The organism is Escherichia sp. E10V5 (assembly GCF_004212315.1).
GTDB lineage: Bacteria > Pseudomonadota > Gammaproteobacteria > Enterobacterales > Enterobacteriaceae > Escherichia.
Genome location: NZ_RHJM01000015.1, coordinates 126,899 through 141,789, shown reverse-complemented (window position 1 = coordinate 141,789; position 14,891 = coordinate 126,899). Strand labels below are relative to the sequence as shown.

General features: G+C 51.5%; 15 protein-coding genes, 1 tRNA gene and 1 pseudogene. 3 read left to right on the top strand and 14 right to left on the bottom strand.

The features are described from left to right. Positions 1-30: 30 nt before the first annotated feature. The 5 genes from purK to ppiB all read right to left on the bottom strand — a co-directional run bounded on the left by purK (position 31) and on the right by ppiB (position 3,360). Positions 31-1,098, bottom strand: a complete 1,068-nt coding sequence (gene purK / locus D9738_RS12215) for a 5-(carboxyamino)imidazole ribonucleotide synthase (protein ID WP_130260271.1) — start codon at positions 1,096-1,098, stop codon at positions 31-33. Beyond that, positions 1,095-1,604, bottom strand: coding sequence for a 5-(carboxyamino)imidazole ribonucleotide mutase (gene purE / locus D9738_RS12210; protein WP_001295318.1), 510 nt, complete (start codon positions 1,602-1,604; stop codon positions 1,095-1,097). The genes purK and purE overlap by 4 nt, the downstream gene beginning before the upstream one ends. A 95-nt stretch (positions 1,605-1,699) precedes the next feature. Continuing rightward, positions 1,700-2,029, bottom strand: a complete 330-nt coding sequence (locus D9738_RS12205; protein WP_130260270.1) for a hypothetical protein — start codon at positions 2,027-2,029, stop codon at positions 1,700-1,702. 111 nt (positions 2,030-2,140) lie between these two features. After that, the gene (gene lpxH / locus D9738_RS12200; RefSeq protein WP_130206371.1) at positions 2,141-2,863 is read right to left on the bottom strand and encodes a UDP-2,3-diacylglucosamine diphosphatase; all 723 of its coding nucleotides are present in this window, start codon (positions 2,861-2,863) and stop codon (positions 2,141-2,143) included. A 2-nt stretch (positions 2,864-2,865) separates the two neighbouring features. Further along, positions 2,866-3,360, bottom strand: a complete 495-nt coding sequence (ppiB, locus tag D9738_RS12195) for a peptidylprolyl isomerase B (RefSeq protein ID WP_000256002.1) — start codon at positions 3,358-3,360, stop codon at positions 2,866-2,868. A 173-nt stretch (positions 3,361-3,533) separates the two neighbouring features. On the opposite strand from ppiB, the gene cysS reads away from it, so the two are divergent. Continuing rightward, positions 3,534-4,919, top strand: coding sequence for a cysteine--tRNA ligase (gene cysS / locus D9738_RS12190; RefSeq protein ID WP_000912345.1), 1,386 nt, complete (start codon positions 3,534-3,536; stop codon positions 4,917-4,919). 35 nt (positions 4,920-4,954) lie between these two features. Here the strand turns inward: cysS and D9738_RS12185 are convergent, their stop codons facing one another. The 4 genes from D9738_RS12185 to D9738_RS12170 form a co-directional block, all read right to left on the bottom strand. Beyond that, positions 4,955-5,476 (bottom strand): metal-dependent hydrolase, encoded by a 522-nt coding sequence (locus tag D9738_RS12185; RefSeq protein ID WP_130260269.1) that lies wholly within the window; start codon positions 5,474-5,476, stop codon positions 4,955-4,957. A 108-nt stretch (positions 5,477-5,584) separates the two neighbouring features. Next, positions 5,585-5,797: a ribosome-associated protein YbcJ gene (ybcJ, locus tag D9738_RS12180; protein ID WP_130206373.1), complete on the bottom strand. Its 213-nt coding sequence runs from the start codon at positions 5,795-5,797 to the stop codon at positions 5,585-5,587. Position 5,798: 1 nt separating this feature from the next. After that, the gene (gene folD / locus D9738_RS12175) at positions 5,799-6,665 is read right to left on the bottom strand and encodes a bifunctional methylenetetrahydrofolate dehydrogenase/methenyltetrahydrofolate cyclohydrolase FolD (protein WP_130206375.1); all 867 of its coding nucleotides are present in this window, start codon (positions 6,663-6,665) and stop codon (positions 5,799-5,801) included. Between the two features lie 71 nt (positions 6,666-6,736). Next, positions 6,737-6,979 (bottom strand): hypothetical protein, encoded by a 243-nt coding sequence (locus tag D9738_RS12170; RefSeq protein WP_130260268.1) that lies wholly within the window; start codon positions 6,977-6,979, stop codon positions 6,737-6,739. A gap of 57 nt (positions 6,980-7,036) precedes the next feature. On the opposite strand from D9738_RS12170, the gene D9738_RS12165 reads away from it, so the two are divergent. Continuing rightward, positions 7,037-7,113: transfer RNA gene (locus D9738_RS12165), tRNA-Arg, on the top strand. A gap of 42 nt (positions 7,114-7,155) precedes the next feature. On the opposite strand, the pseudogene D9738_RS12160 reads toward D9738_RS12165, so the two are convergent. Then, positions 7,156-7,299, bottom strand: a pseudogene (locus D9738_RS12160) (integrase); the annotation flags it as partial. A gap of 94 nt (positions 7,300-7,393) precedes the next feature. Between D9738_RS12160 and emrE the strand changes: the two are divergent. Continuing rightward, positions 7,394-7,726 carry a multidrug efflux SMR transporter EmrE gene (gene emrE, locus D9738_RS12155; protein ID WP_001070440.1) on the top strand — a complete coding sequence of 111 codons (333 nt, stop codon included), beginning with the start codon at positions 7,394-7,396 and terminating at the stop codon, positions 7,724-7,726. Positions 7,727-7,829: 103 nt separating this feature from the next. Here emrE and D9738_RS12150 read toward each other — a convergent pair whose 3' ends face one another. From D9738_RS12150 to nrfB, 4 genes are all read right to left on the bottom strand, one after another. Next, positions 7,830-8,507 carry a hypothetical protein gene (locus D9738_RS12150; RefSeq protein WP_130206379.1) on the bottom strand — a complete coding sequence of 226 codons (678 nt, stop codon included), beginning with the start codon at positions 8,505-8,507 and terminating at the stop codon, positions 7,830-7,832. 227 nt (positions 8,508-8,734) lie between these two features. Then, positions 8,735-9,625, bottom strand: coding sequence for a DUF4434 family protein (locus tag D9738_RS12145; protein WP_130260267.1), 891 nt, complete (start codon positions 9,623-9,625; stop codon positions 8,735-8,737). Continuing rightward, positions 9,626-12,598, bottom strand: coding sequence for a bacteriophage adsorption protein NfrA (gene nfrA, locus D9738_RS12140; protein WP_130260266.1), 2,973 nt, complete (start codon positions 12,596-12,598; stop codon positions 9,626-9,628). It abuts the gene before it with no gap. Beyond that, positions 12,585-14,822: a cyclic di-3',5'-guanylate-activated glycosyltransferase NrfB gene (nrfB, locus tag D9738_RS12135; RefSeq protein WP_130206385.1), complete on the bottom strand. Its 2,238-nt coding sequence runs from the start codon at positions 14,820-14,822 to the stop codon at positions 12,585-12,587. The genes nfrA and nrfB overlap by 14 nt, the downstream gene beginning before the upstream one ends. Positions 14,823-14,891: the final 69 nt, after the last annotated feature.

Below are 14,891 nucleotides of genomic sequence, written 5' to 3'. Positions count from 1 at the left end.
GGGTGACGAGAATTAGCCACCCGATATGGCTCAACTGAACTTACTCTGCGCCCACATCACGCCGCTGGCATACTCCGGCGGCAGTAATGGGATCAGCGCTTCCAGCGTCGCGGTCAGACGCGATGTGTCGCTGTCGGTCAAATTCAGATGCCCCACTTTACGGCCCGGACGGACTTCTTTGTCGTACCAGTGCAGATGCACCAGCGGCAGTTTCAGCCAGTCATAATTCACATCGCTACCAATCAGGTTGATCATCACCGACGGACTATTCACTACCGGTTGCGGTAACGGCAGATTGGTAATCGCCCGCAGATGCAGCTCAAACTGGCTGATGCTGGCACCGTTTTGCGTCCAGTGACCGCTGTTATGCACACGCGGTGCCAGTTCGTTGATCAGCAGACCTTGCGGGGTGACAAAACACTCCATCGCCATCACGCCCACATAGCCCAGTTCCTGCATTATCGCCGACAGCATCTCTTCGGCTTGCGCCTGTTGCTGTGCGTTGGCCTGCGGAAAAGCGACGCTGGTGCGCAAAATACCGTCCTGGTGCAGGTTATGCGTCAGCGGATAAAACACGGTGCTGCCGTCAAAGCCGCGTGCGCCAACCAGCGACACTTCACCAGAGAAGTTAATGCCCTGCTCGACAATACATTCGCCGTAACACTCTGCCGGTAACTGTTTGGTTTCATCGGCGCGTAAACGCCATTGACCGCGACCGTCATAGCCACCAGTGCGACGCTTAACAATCGCCAGCTCACCTAAACGATCAAACACCGCAGGCCACTCGCTACGATCGGCAAGTAACTGCCACGGCGCGGTCGGCAGGTGGAGCTTGTCGAAAAGCTGCTTCTGAGTCAGACGGTCGGCAATAATCGGGAACACATCGCGGTTTACAAATGCCGGATGGCGCGCCAGCTCGCGGGTTAATGCGGTTTCCGGCCAGCGTTCGATCTCAGCGGTAATCACGCTTTGTTGAAAAGGCACCGCCGCCGGTTCAGCGTCCAGCCCAACCGGCCAGACAGTAATGCCTAACGGTTCGCCTGCCTGACGCAGCATACGGCCTAACTGCCCGTTCCCGAGGACGCAAACCTGTTTCATGCCGCACCTCGAGGGTCCGGGTTTTCCAGCACTTCGTCGGTCTGGGCTTTGCGCCAGTCATTCAGACGCTGGTGCAGTTCTTTATCATGAGTCGCAAGAATTTGTGCTGCCAGTAACGCCGCGTTTGCCGCGCCTGCTTTACCAATCGCCAGCGTACCTACAGGAATGCCGCGCGGCATTTGTACGATGGAGTAGAGGCTATCGACACCGCTCAGTGCGGCGCTCTGTACGGGCACGCCCAGCACTGGCACCAGCGTTTTGGCGGCAATCATGCCCGGCAGGTGTGCAGCGCCGCCTGCGCCCGCAATAATCACCTGATAACCGTTCTCTTCGGCGCTTTCGGCGAAGCTGAACAGTTTATCGGGGGTACGGTGAGCAGAAACCACTTCAACGTGGTGCGGGACATTCAGGATTTCGAAGATTTCGGCGGCGAACTGCATGGTAGCCCAGTCGCTTTTGGACCCCATCACGATGGCGACACGCGCCGGATTATTGCGGGAAGACATGCGTCTTAAAACTCCTGTGGTGCACAACTCTCGGCTTTAGAGGGCACAGAGAATAGCACGGAAAGAGAGCAAGGAAAACGGTTGCGTAGGCGGAATTAACCGTCAGTTGTTGAGTTTTTAGTCTGCTCTGCGTGTTGATTATGCGCTCTGGCTGAACTGGCAAAGAATGCCCATATCAGCACAATGCTCCACGGAAAAAAGCAAATACCAACAATCAATATAAATCTTTCTACAAAGCGTTGGTTGTGAGGGCGGGTGAGTACTAAATAAATGAGCCAGAAATAGACTATCCACGAAATGACCGCCGCAGCTACCAGTGACAATGCGCCAAAATAGAAGCCGACAAGACCGAACCAGCTAATACACAGAGGTGCACCTGCCGTAAGAGCGATGCCAGAAATCAAAAATCCGTTGCAGCGTTGCATAATAATATTCCCTGTTGTTATTTCACTCAGGGATTTATTACCTTGCTGGCTCAGAAAAAGATATACAGGTTGCGTTAGTCCGGCGCTTTTTCAGAATCTATTCATTCGTGTTCAGAAGGGAAAATGAATTAATTCAACGTCATCTGCCGTGACTTTCACCATTGAACCTTTCGTATGCCAGGCACCGAGTACCACGCGAAAAGCCGGTTGCGCATTGGCGATGAGCTCATGCACTGCCGGGCGATGGGTATGCCCGTGAATCAGCCATTGCACCTGATGTTTTTCCATCGCACTGACTACCGCGTTTTGGTTAACGTCCATGATTGCCAGCGATTTACTGCTGTTGGCTTCTTTACTGTTCGCTCGCATTCGCGCGGCAATACGTTTGCGCACAAACAACGGCAGGGCGAGGAATAGCGTTTGCAACCAGGGTTTGTGGACTTTAGCGCGAAAAGCCTGATAACCCACATCGTCAGTGCACAGCGTGTCACCATGCATAATCAATACCCGACGACCATAAAGTTCGAGCACCTTCTCTTCCGGCAATAACGTCATGCCGCTTTCACGGGCAAAGCGTTTGCCGAGCAGAAAATCACGGTTGCCATGAATGAAATAACAGGGAACGCCGGAATCGGATACCGCTTTGATCGCAGCCGCCATCTGGCGATGAAACGGGCTGGGATCGTCGTCGCCAATCCAGGCTTCAAACAGATCGCCAAGAATATACAGCGCGTCGGCCTTGCGGGCTTCTCCCGCTAAAAAACGCAGAAAACCGGCGGTGATCGCCGGTTCTTCCACGCAGAGATGAAGATCTGCAATAAAGAGTGTCGCCACGATTACTCGCTAACGGTCACGCTTTCAATGATAACGTCTTCTTTTGGCACGTCCTGGTGCATACCGCTACGACCGGTAGCGACACCTTTGATTTTGTCGACTACGTCCATGCCTTCAACCACTTCAGCAAACACGCAGTAACCCCAACCTTGCAGGCTCTCGCCGGAGAAGTTCAGGAAGTCGTTATCAACCACGTTGATGAAGAACTGGGCAGTTGCAGAGTGCGGTGCCTGAGTACGGGCCATTGCCAGCGTACCACGGGTGTTTTTCAGACCGTTGTTGGCTTCGTTTTTGATCGGCTCTTTGGTGGCTTTTTGTTTCATGCCCGGCTCAAAACCGCCGCCCTGAATCATAAAACCGTTGATAACACGGTGGAAAATGGTGTTGTTGTAAAAACCTTCGCGGCAGTAGTCCAGGAAGTTTTTAACTGTTTCAGGTGCTTTATCGTCAAAAGTTTTGATGACAATATCGCCGTGATTGGTGTGGAAAGTAACCATTTTTGCATCCTGTTCCGTTTGATTGGTGCTTCAACCCGGTTCGGGTCATATATAGGGTGGTGTTATAGCATAACCGCACGATCGGATCATCTCGCAATGTATGCTGATTCGCGCGGGAAATATGGGTATTATACGCAACTCAATTACCCACACATGTCTAAACGGAATCTTCGATGCTAAAAATCTTCAATACTCTGACACGCCAAAAAGAGGAATTTAAGCCTATTCACGCCGGGGAAGTCGGCATGTACGTGTGTGGAATCACCGTTTACGATCTCTGTCATATCGGTCACGGGCGTACCTTTGTTGCCTTTGACGTGGTTGCGCGTTACCTGCGTTTCCTCGGCTATAAGTTGAAGTATGTGCGTAACATTACCGATATCGACGACAAAATCATCAAGCGCGCCAATGAAAATGGCGAAAGCTTTGTGGCGCTGGTGGATCGCATGATCGCCGAAATGCACAAAGATTTTGATGCTTTGAACATTCTGCGCCCGGATATGGAGCCGCGCGCGACGCACCATATCGCAGAAATTATTGAACTCACTGAACAACTGATCGCCAAAGGTCACGCTTATGTGGCTGACAACGGCGACGTGATGTTCGACGTCCCGACCGATCCGACTTATGGCGTGCTGTCACGTCAGGATCTCGACCAGCTGCAGGCAGGCGCGCGCGTTGACGTGGTCGACGACAAACGCAACCCGATGGACTTCGTTCTGTGGAAGATGTCGAAAGAGGGCGAACCGAGCTGGCCGTCTCCGTGGGGCGCGGGCCGTCCTGGCTGGCACATTGAATGTTCGGCAATGAACTGCAAGCAGCTGGGTAACCACTTTGATATCCACGGCGGCGGTTCAGATCTGATGTTCCCGCACCACGAGAACGAAATCGCTCAGTCCACCTGTGCCCATGATGGTCAGTATGTGAATTACTGGATGCACTCCGGGATGGTGATGGTTGACCGCGAGAAGATGTCGAAATCGCTGGGTAACTTCTTTACCGTGCGCGATGTGCTGAAATACTACGACGCGGAAACCGTGCGTTACTTCCTGATGTCGGGCCACTATCGCAGCCAGCTGAATTACAGCGAAGAGAACCTGAAGCAGGCGCGTGCGGCGCTGGAGCGTCTCTACACTGCGCTGCGCGGTACAGACAAAACCGTTGCTCCTGCTGGTGGCGAAGCGTTTGAAGCGCGCTTTATTGAAGCGATGGACGATGATTTCAACACCCCGGAAGCCTATTCCGTGCTGTTTGATATGGCGCGTGAAGTGAACCGTCTGAAAGCAGAAGATATGGCAGCGGCGAACGCAATGGCATCTCACCTGCGTAAACTTTCCGCTGTATTGGGCCTGCTGGAGCAAGAACCGGAAGCGTTCCTGCAAAGCGGTGCGCAGGCAGACGACAGCGAAGTGGCTGAGATTGAAGCGTTAATTCAACAGCGTCTGGATGCCCGTAAAGCGAAAGACTGGGCGGCGGCAGATGCGGCGCGTGACCGTCTTAACGAGATGGGGATCGTGCTGGAAGATGGCCCGCAAGGGACCACCTGGCGTCGTAAGTAATTGCGCTATTGCCGGATGCGAGTTCTCGCATCCGGTTATCGCCTGCGCCACCACAACATTCCCATCAGCACCATCCCCGGCAACCATACCCACATCAATTCAGAAATTATCACCTGATGCCCGTACGGTGTGGTGTAACGAGACAACGCAAACGGCGCGACTTTAATCACCTGCCAGGGCGCGAAAAAGCGTTCATCTGACCACGGCCACAGCCAGCCAACGCCTTTACCGCCAGTGGTTACCGAATCCAGCAAGCTGTGCGATAGCAATGAGACGGTTAAAAACAGCCAGCAGCGAATCAGCCCAGCCCTGAACCATCGACGCCCAATCAGTACGCATAACAGCGGGACAACAAACGCAAACACCAGCGAATGGGTAAACCCGCGATGACCAAAAACATTGCCGTAAGCAACGCCAAATTTAAACGACAATACATCGGCATCGGGCAGCATCGCCAGGATGATTCCGGCAAATAACAGACGCGGCGGGATGATTTTCGAGCCCAATCCTAAACCAATACAAAGGGGAACGGCGGCGTGGGTAATAACGGTTGGCATAATGATCGCTTCGGCAAAATGTCGACGCTATCAGCCTGTATGAAAGCGACGAAGAGGGCAAAGGTCTGAAAAGAGAATCGGCCTGCGTACAGGCAGGCCGAAGTGGGCTCAGGCAACAACCTGTACGCTGTGACCCGCAAAACTCACAGTCTGACCGGCGACGATTTTGCAACGTTTACGCGTCTCAACTTCGCCGTCGACTTTTACCTGGCCTTCTGCAATCGCGATTTTCGCCTGCGCGCCGCTTTCGCTCCAGCCTTCCAGTTTCAGCAAGTCGCACAGCTCAACGTGCGGATGTTTACCTAAAGAAAATGTCGCCATGTTACTCACCCTGTGGATCATGATATTCAACGCACGCCTGTAGCGTGTTTTCAATCAGCGTGGCAACCGTCATCGGGCCAACGCCGCCGGGGACAGGCGTAATCCAGGAGGCGCGTTTAGCCGCGTCTTCAAACACTACGTCGCCCACAACTTTGCCATTTTCCAGACGGTTGATGCCGACATCAATCACAATTGCGCCTTCTTTGATCCAGTCACCTGGAATAAAGCCCGGCTTACCGACGGCAACGATCAACAGATCGGCGTTTTCTACATGATGACGCAGATTTTTAGTGAAGCGGTGAGTCACGGTGGTGGTGCAACCTGCCAGCAGCAGTTCCATGCTCATCGGGCGACCAACGATATTCGATGCGCCAATCACCACGGCGTTGAGGCCGAAAGTATCAATGTTGTAACGCTCAAGCAGCGTGACGATACCGCGCGGAGTGCAGGGACGTAGACGCGGCGCGCGCTGGCACAGACGACCGACGTTGTAAGGATGGAAACCGTCCACGTCTTTGTCCGGGTGAATACGTTCCAGCACTTTGACGTTATCAATACCTGCCGGTAATGGCAGTTGTACCAGAATGCCATCGATGGTGTTGTCGGCATTCAGTACATCGATAAGCTCCAGCAGCTCTGCTTCGCTGGTGGTTTCCGGAAGGTCGTATGAGCGGGAGATGAATCCCACCTCTTCGCAAGCTTTGCGTTTGCTTGCGACATAAATTTGCGATGCAGGGTTGCTACCCACCAGCACAACGGCCAGTCCCGGCGCCCGCAGTCCGGCTGCAATACGCGCCTGAACTTTTTGAGCAACCTCAGAGCGCACCTGCTGCGCAATCGTTTTACCATCTATAATCTTTGCTGCCATCAGAGAGAGGATTCCATCTGTTACGTAGGTCGAAGGGGATGTGCCTATTTTGTCAGAAGCGGGGCGCGCTGTCAGGTTTCGTTTTCTGGACTATCTGTAATCCGCTGTTTTTTTGGCAACAGAGAGTTGCTGGTTTGATAGTTACCCGGCTCATATAAACGCACAATTTTTCGTAACGTAAGAGAATTGTACTCTTTATCAATGAAAACAGGTTTACCTGTCCCAGACTGAGGGCGGATATGTGTTTCCTTGCTCTCATGGTGAGATAAATAGACACCGCCGTACACTTGTTCAGCAACCGGTTCAAAAGCCATTGACTCAGCAAGGGTTGACCGTATAATTCACGCGATTACAGCATCTCGCGGTGTAATGCGCCCTTAGCTCAGTTGGATAGAGCAACGACCTTCTAAGTCGTGGGCCGCAGGTTCGAATCCTGCAGGGCGCGCCATTACAATTCAATCAGTTACGCCTTCTTTATTTCCCCATAATTTCAGAAATGGAACATCTTTGGGACATCATCACCAAAAATGTCGTCAGTTTTCCTCGCGTGCTCCGTCAAATGATTAGGCGCAAGGTGAGCATATCTACGCACCATTTCTATGGATTCCCATCCGCCCATTTCCTGAAGCACTGATGAAGAACATCAATGAATGCACCAGGAGGAAACCAGTGAGTTAAGTTCAAACTGTAGTACAATTCTCTTCGGTATTAACAGGAAAGAATAGGCTATGAACCCTTATATTTATCTTGGTGGTGCAATACTTGCAGAGGTCATTGGTACAACCTTAATGAAGTTTTCAGAGGGTTTTACACGGTTATGGCCCTCTGTTGGTACAATTATTTGTTACTGTGCATCATTCTGGTTATTAGCTCAGACGCTGGCTTATATTCCTACAGGGATTGCTTATGCTATCTGGTCAGGAGTCGGTATCGTCCTGATTAGTTTACTTTCCTGGGGATTTTTCGGCCAACGGTTGGATCTGCCAGCCATTATAGGCATGATGTTGATTTGTGCCGGAGTGTTGGTGATTAACTTATTGTCACGAAGCGCACCACATTAAAAATAGTTTCGTTCGAGTTTAATAAAATGCATCAGCCCGTATGTTTATATGGGCTGCTTTTTTACGCTGCAATAATTCAAGTGATAGTGGACAAAAAGCACAATCAGTCGATGGGTTCACTGTAGGATGCAACTGCCTGAGCAGTGAACCCCCCGCTCAATTCCTGTCTGAACCCATCATTTTTCAGCCAATAATAAGTATTGTTTTCTTTATTAAAAGCGTAAATTCTACAAATACCTGCACACTCACTATTTGTGTTCCATCCACTATTAGCTACATTGCCCCATTCCTGGAAAAGTCCTGCGTTAACTTCTCGCTTGATAATATGTCCTGAATTATGATCATTATAATCGTAACTGTCGATATCCTGCGCTTCAGGAAATTCTCCGTTCATGTTTTCAATCCACGGTAAAATATTTTTAACTGATTTATAATTTTCAATGCTGTATTTGAAAAAACGCTTCACGAGAAAAGTATAAGCGCCGGCGGATTTATTCGTTATTTTATCAGTGGCAAAAATAGCAAAAATCTTCCAAACGCACCTTTCATCTACATTCGGAAAAGTCACTGTGCCATCCTGACTAACCGCCAGAGCATTATTGCCTGCATCAGTGCTACAGCTCCATATTACCTTGTCATTATTAACGGGGTCATTATCAATGACCATCTTGAAGGTGGCGCCTGGGAACAGGCTATTAGGAAAATTGTAACCACCCTTCATATCATTTTTAATATCATAGATATGGTTATCAACTAAAACACCTGTAATTTTACTCATCATTGACTCTCTTTGTGTATTAGATAAAAGTATATTTCCGTGTAAAGGAATATACTAATGCAACTGATGAGTAATTGTTCTTATTTAAAGATTATATGGTGGCATGAATATGATTATATAATGCCTCTGAGTAGTGGCTACACCGATTATTTGTGTCCAATTAATATTTACAGGATTCTGACCAGGAAAGTGAAAAGGAAAGGAGCAAGCAAAGTTGCTCCCTTAAATCATTAATACTCAAGAATGCCGTGAGCGACAGGCAAATAGCGCAGGGAGAAATAGAGCGTGTCTTTGCCGCAGGAGGAACGTTTCGCTAACAGCGAAGCAATTTCTGCATCCGGTTTTGGTTTTGCTTCAAAGGTTTTACCTTTACCGGCGACAAACAGTTCATAAACAACGCCGCTGGCGGGGGAGAAAGTTTGGCAATCGGCACTGGCCTGCAGATAACGCTCACGCTGTTCGGCAGTAAGTTTATCGACGCCGCTACCATCCTGAACCCAGACGTGGATGCCAGTAGATTTCACTTGTTCAAGCAGTTGCCGATAGCCATCGGGCGACATGTTTCCGGCGAAAAAGCTACTGATATAAACCGGTTTCGCCGAAACATCACTGATCAGCCGTTGTGAGTTGTTTAACCACTTCAGCAATGGCTGGCGAGCGGCTTCGCTGCGCCAGTTCAGGTCGTCAATTTCTGCGCTGATATACCAGCCATCCGGCGTAACGCCGGGTGCGGCGCTCCATAATCTGGCCTGCTGGAGATCGGCGACCAGCAAGCGATTAAGATAGCTCTCCAGCGCCGCGGACGACTGCTTCTGATGCAGAAAAAATTCCGGATCGGCATGCAAACCAACAATCAGCTTCAGGCCAGCTTGTTGCGCAGCTGCGGCACGCTTAAACAATAATGCCCGCTGTTCTGGCTGGGTGAACGCATCGCCGTAACGGGTCCATTGCAGAATCAGGGTGTCGAATCCTTGCAAATGCAACTGACTCATCAACCCACGCCACTGGGCGTCGGTGACCTGACTATCGCGATTTTGTGGCTGCCAGATAATACCTTTCATCGCAAAGGAAAAAGGACTGACCAACAAAAGTGTCAGCAATACGAAAATTAACTTACGCATTTACCAGTGCACTCCAATGGTGAGAAACGCGTTGTTGCGCTCCCCTGTACGTTGATTAATCGCCTTAAAGGTATGTTGATATTCGACGCCGAGACTGACTTTGTGCGGCCAGGCGTCGTAGTGCGTCTCGCCGGTCCAGATGTTCCAGCGAACGCCGACGCCGCCCACCTGCGCGCCCTGAGTACCTTTATCCCGATAGCCGTTACCTTGTACGTGAGCGTAAGGTTCAATAGTCTGCCCGTTCGCTACCTTCTGGTGCCAGCTAACTCGATAATCTGCCGTCCACGCCTGAATATCCTGACGAAAATATTGCGCCGCATCGAGATACAGGTTTTGCGCAAACCAGCCAGAACCGTTCGGGTGCCACTCATCGCTGTATTTTCCGCCGTTAAAGAACGAGGCGCTGGCACGCAGCATGGTGTCGGAGGCGCCATTTTGCCCGTTTAGTGGGAACTGCTGTTCAACGGCGAGGAAAAAGATCTGATCGCGCAGCGGCTTCCAGCGCAATCCGGTGCCTGACATCGGATTTTTCACCGGCATCATCACTCCGTTTTCTCCGGTATCGGCAAAGACGCGGCTATAAACCGAGAGCAGGTCGCCTTCCAGCAGCATATTGCGCCCGATGCGGTACTCCGCTTCCAGCTGCCCGTAACTGCGATAGCTTTTACCTGGCGCCGAACCGCCGACATTATTGCTTGCCGAGCTTATTGCCCCTGAGCGTAACCCGATAGAGGAATCAAAATTAAAACTCCAGCGGCGACCGGTATCCTCATGCAAACGACGGAAATTAAAGCGTTGTTGATTTTGTTCCGGCGTTAGCGGTGTAATCAGCGCCTGATTATCAATGTCATCAATCACCTGCCGTGCGTAGTGCTGCGTCGCAGGCATATCATCCAGACGTTGATTCACGTAGGCCAGTTGTCGGATCAGTGCCGGATCGTCCGGTAGTCCTTTATGCGCCTGTTCCAGCATCTCCCGCGACTGCGCGATATCACCACTATCCCACAGGGCGTAGCCGAGCGCCGCCTGGGTGTTGCTGTTATTGGGCTCCAGTTCAAGCGCGGCGCGCAGATCGCTCACTGCCGCTGAGACATTATGACGTTGCCGATAAATCGTTGCCCGCGCGACGTAAGCATTGGCAGAAGGCGCAATGTTAATTGAGCGAGTGAGATCGTTCAGTGCAAGTTCTGGCTGAGCTGGGATATAACGTTGCGCATGCAGCCACCAGTATTGGGCATTGTTTCCCAGCCCGCGTTGTTCTGCCTGTTGAAGCCAGCGATCGCGAGCCGCGCCATTTCCCGCCGCCTGAGCGGTATTGGCGGCGGCGAGCAGATCCTCATTGCTCATTTCGTGAAGGCTGATTTTCTCCCAGGCCGCCAGGGCGGTGCTGTAATCTTCCACCTGGTAAGCCTGATAAGCCACGGCGCGATGTTGCCAGGCGTTCGGTTGCCTTTTTTCCGCCTGAAGCCATGCATATAACGCCACGCCGGGGAGTGTTTCCCGATAACATTTCGCCAGGCGGTTCCAGGCGGCAGCATCGTAAGAAGGTGACATATCCCCAAGCAAACGAACGATTGCCGGGCAATTATCCGCAATACCCGGTAACTGGCTTTGCCACTGACGTTGCGCCGCCAGCGGCAAGGGTTTCGATAAAATCGCCACTTTTGCAGGCGTCGCCAGGTAAGGATGACTTTCCAGCAGAGAAGCCAGCCGTGTCATTAAAGTCTGGCTGACACGCGCATCGCCCTGGAAGGGATAGCGTTGCAATAATAAATCGGCAGCTTCGCGTGACTGCCCGGCCTGCATCAGTTGCCAGGTGAGTTGATCCAGTCGGGTAAGATTTGCCGGTTCTCGCTGAGACAACAATCGTGCCAGACGCAGCGCTTCTCCTTTATTATGGGTCGCCACGCTGATGGTATAACGCTCTTCAAGCATTTCATCGGCGGGGAGGGTAGCGAGCAGTCTTTGCGCCGCGTCGTACTGACCTTCTTTTAACAGCACCGGTAGCGTTGCGCCAACAACATACTGGCGGTTATCGGCAAACTGTACCTGATGATTCGCCAATGCCTGCACGGGATTGGCGCTGTATTTCGATAACAGATAGAGCCAGCTTTTCTCTTGTGCGTCCGTGGTAAACAGCGGCGTGTTTTCAGCGAGATAACGCTGGAGACGTGCTTTTTCGCCACGATAAGCCAGCGCGGTCGCGTAAGTAATGTATGACTGTGGATCGGTGAAGATCCCCACTGATTGCAGAGCAAGGATCCGATCGTCCAGTTCTCCGGCAAGAAGAACGTCAAACCACTGACGGCGCTCTGCCGCGTTTAATGTATTCTGCTGGCGTGCTTCATTGTATAGCGTATCTGCCTGCGACCATTGTTTCAGGTAGATTGCCCGTTGCAGTAGATCGGTTCGCAGCGTTTTTCCTTCCGGCGATGCGGCAAACGTTGCATCGTTCAGTTGCGCTCTGGCGACAGGCAACTGCGCCAGCCGCAGCGCATTCTGCCCGACTTCACTGCGACAACGCAGGGTCGGTGCAGCATCGCACGCTTTTTGCTGGGCGAGCAACTCTTCAACAGTAGTGACGCTTTTCACTTCCACTGGAATTGCCGCCAGATTTCGCTCAAGCCGGGCATCCCCTGGGTGACGTTTCAGTTGATCCTCAAGCAATAATCGCGCGCGGTCATCATGACCAAAATGGCGATAAGCTTCCGCCAGATATAACGTCAACGGAATATTATCCGGCACCTGCTGGTGTATATATTCAAATTCGCGGATGGCGGTTGCTTCGTCGTTATTTTTCTGTGCCTTCAGCGCCTTATCGAGACGGGGATAAATAACAAAATGGCGATAGTCGCTCAGCCCCAGCTCTTTTGCGCTGGTGCCGATATTGTCTGCGAGTGCGCTGGTACTCAATAAAGACGTCAGCAGTAAACCAGACCATCCGATGACGCGATTAAGGTTATTCTCCTTCATTTTCGGACTCCAGTTGCGCAACCTGTTCTGTGTTTAAACCTGCTTTAAGTAATAATGATTGCATCGAAACTTGTAATTCGCGTTGAATTGACAGTACGCGATCCAACGTTTCCTGGCTGATAACGCCTTCGGTGACCAAAAACTTGCCGAGCGGCAGAGAACTGCGTTCATGGCGCAATAACAACACGTTAATGGCTGAACGATTAATATGACCGAGCGTGGTCAGTATTTCGGCGAACAGGAATTGATGCGGCACATATTGCCGCCAGATTTCACCGGCCTGCTGTTCCGTGAGCCACTGATGCTGAACCGCATTGTACAACATTGCCCGTGGATCGTGGCCGCGCCGACGTGCATACCAGTGACGTAATCCAGTGACAATTTGTCCACGCAGAACAATGACGTAACGTACTTTCCGTCCGACCTTACGCGCCAGCGCCGCCAGAGAAACCGGGTCAATACCGTCTTCACTACCGACAATTAACTCATCATTTTCCAGACGCAGCGGCAGCACCGCATAATGTAGCGCCACGGAGGCCGGCATTTCGGCAATCAGCGAAGAAGGGATCTGCCAGGCATCGATGGATTCCCACGCCACGCCGTTTTGTTCAGCCAGCGCTTGCGCCAGTTGTTCGGCGCTGATCAATCCTTGCATTAGCATCGAACCGCCGAGACGTAAACCTTCGACACGATTACGCAGTGCTGTATCGAGTTGCTCTTCGGTGATGACCTGATTTTCCAGCAGAATTTGACCTAATGGGCGCAACGAACGGGTATCGCCAGTCACGCTGGGGAAATCGTGCGTCGTTTTATCCCACGCCACGCGACGCGGATCGCCGTGCTGAAGAACCTGTTTCAGCGCGCGCCAGTTAGCCATAAAGTTAATCAGGTTGCCCCAGAACAGACGCAGGATGGAAAGCAGGCCCTGTGTCAAACCGTAGTAGCCGGTGACAAAAATCACCCGCTGCACAATGCGGTTAACCATCAAGCCAAAGTTTAGCCACAGCAGGGTCATAAACCATGCACTGCCGCTGAAGATAGAAAGGAAATGCCAGGCATCAGGCCACAAGCTTTCATACGCCAGCAACAGCAAAAGCTGGATCATTACCAGCATCGCGAGGAAGCTGACAAAGTTACTGATTGCCCCTTTGCGGTCGCGCCAGAGAAAGTAGTTCAGCGTCAGGCTGGAGGTCCATTTGTGAGTTTTAAAACCCTGGAAAACAATGCCGATGATCCAACGAGACTTTTGCCGAACCGCAGTCGAAAAGGTATCGGGGAAATATTCGCGCACGCAGATCATGTTTGATGTCCGCGCGTGCTGTAAAAATTTACGCTGCTCGCGTTCTTTGGCTTCGTCCACCACCGGAAAACGGACAAAAATTTCCGTCATACCTTTCTCTTTCAGGCGGAAACCAATGTCGTAATCTTCAGTAAGACTCTGCACGTCGAAAGCGATACCGTCACCGTCGGCTAACAGCGCGGTCACGGCGCGGCGGCTGAAGCAGGTACCGACGCCTGCGCTAGGCACCTGTCCGGCGAGAGCTTCACGCACCGGAACATCTTTGCCATGCAGTTCTGAAAACTCATCGATATAGGTCATGCTGGTGAAGTGCGTCCATTCGCGTTCGAACGGATACACCGGGATCTGAATCAGATCTTTACGCTCGACCAGATAGTTGAACAGACGCAATTCCATTGGCGAAATCACGTCTTCAGCATCATGCAGGATAAAACCAGCAAAGGCGAAATTGGCGCTACGTTCAAACTGGGTAATGGCATCCAGCACATTGTTCAGACAGTCTGCTTTACTGGTGGGGCCAGGACGCGCGCAGACCACCTTGTGCACGTTCGGGAAGCGAGCGCACACTTCGTCAACATCACGCTGAGTGTCAGGGTCGTTGGGGTAAGTGCCAACAAAGATATGATAGTTTTCGTAGTCGAGCGTGGTCGCTGCCAGCTCGGCCATATTGCCGATGACGCCTGTTTCGTTCCACGCCGGAACCATAATCGCTAATGGTTTTTCATCCGGCTTATACAGTTCGCGGTAACTCATTCGCGGGTAGCGGCGATAAACACTCAACTTGCGCTTAATGCGGCGTACCCAGTAGACGACATCAATGAAAAAATCGTCCAGCCCGCTGATGAACATTATGACCGCTAACGTTATCGCGATTACTTTTAAGCCGTAGAGCCAGGTAGCAAAAACATCAAGAAGCCAGTCCACACAAAAACCTTACATTAACGCTGGTTATGTTTAGGGTGGCGTATATTAAGGTTTTTTATGAATTGTGAC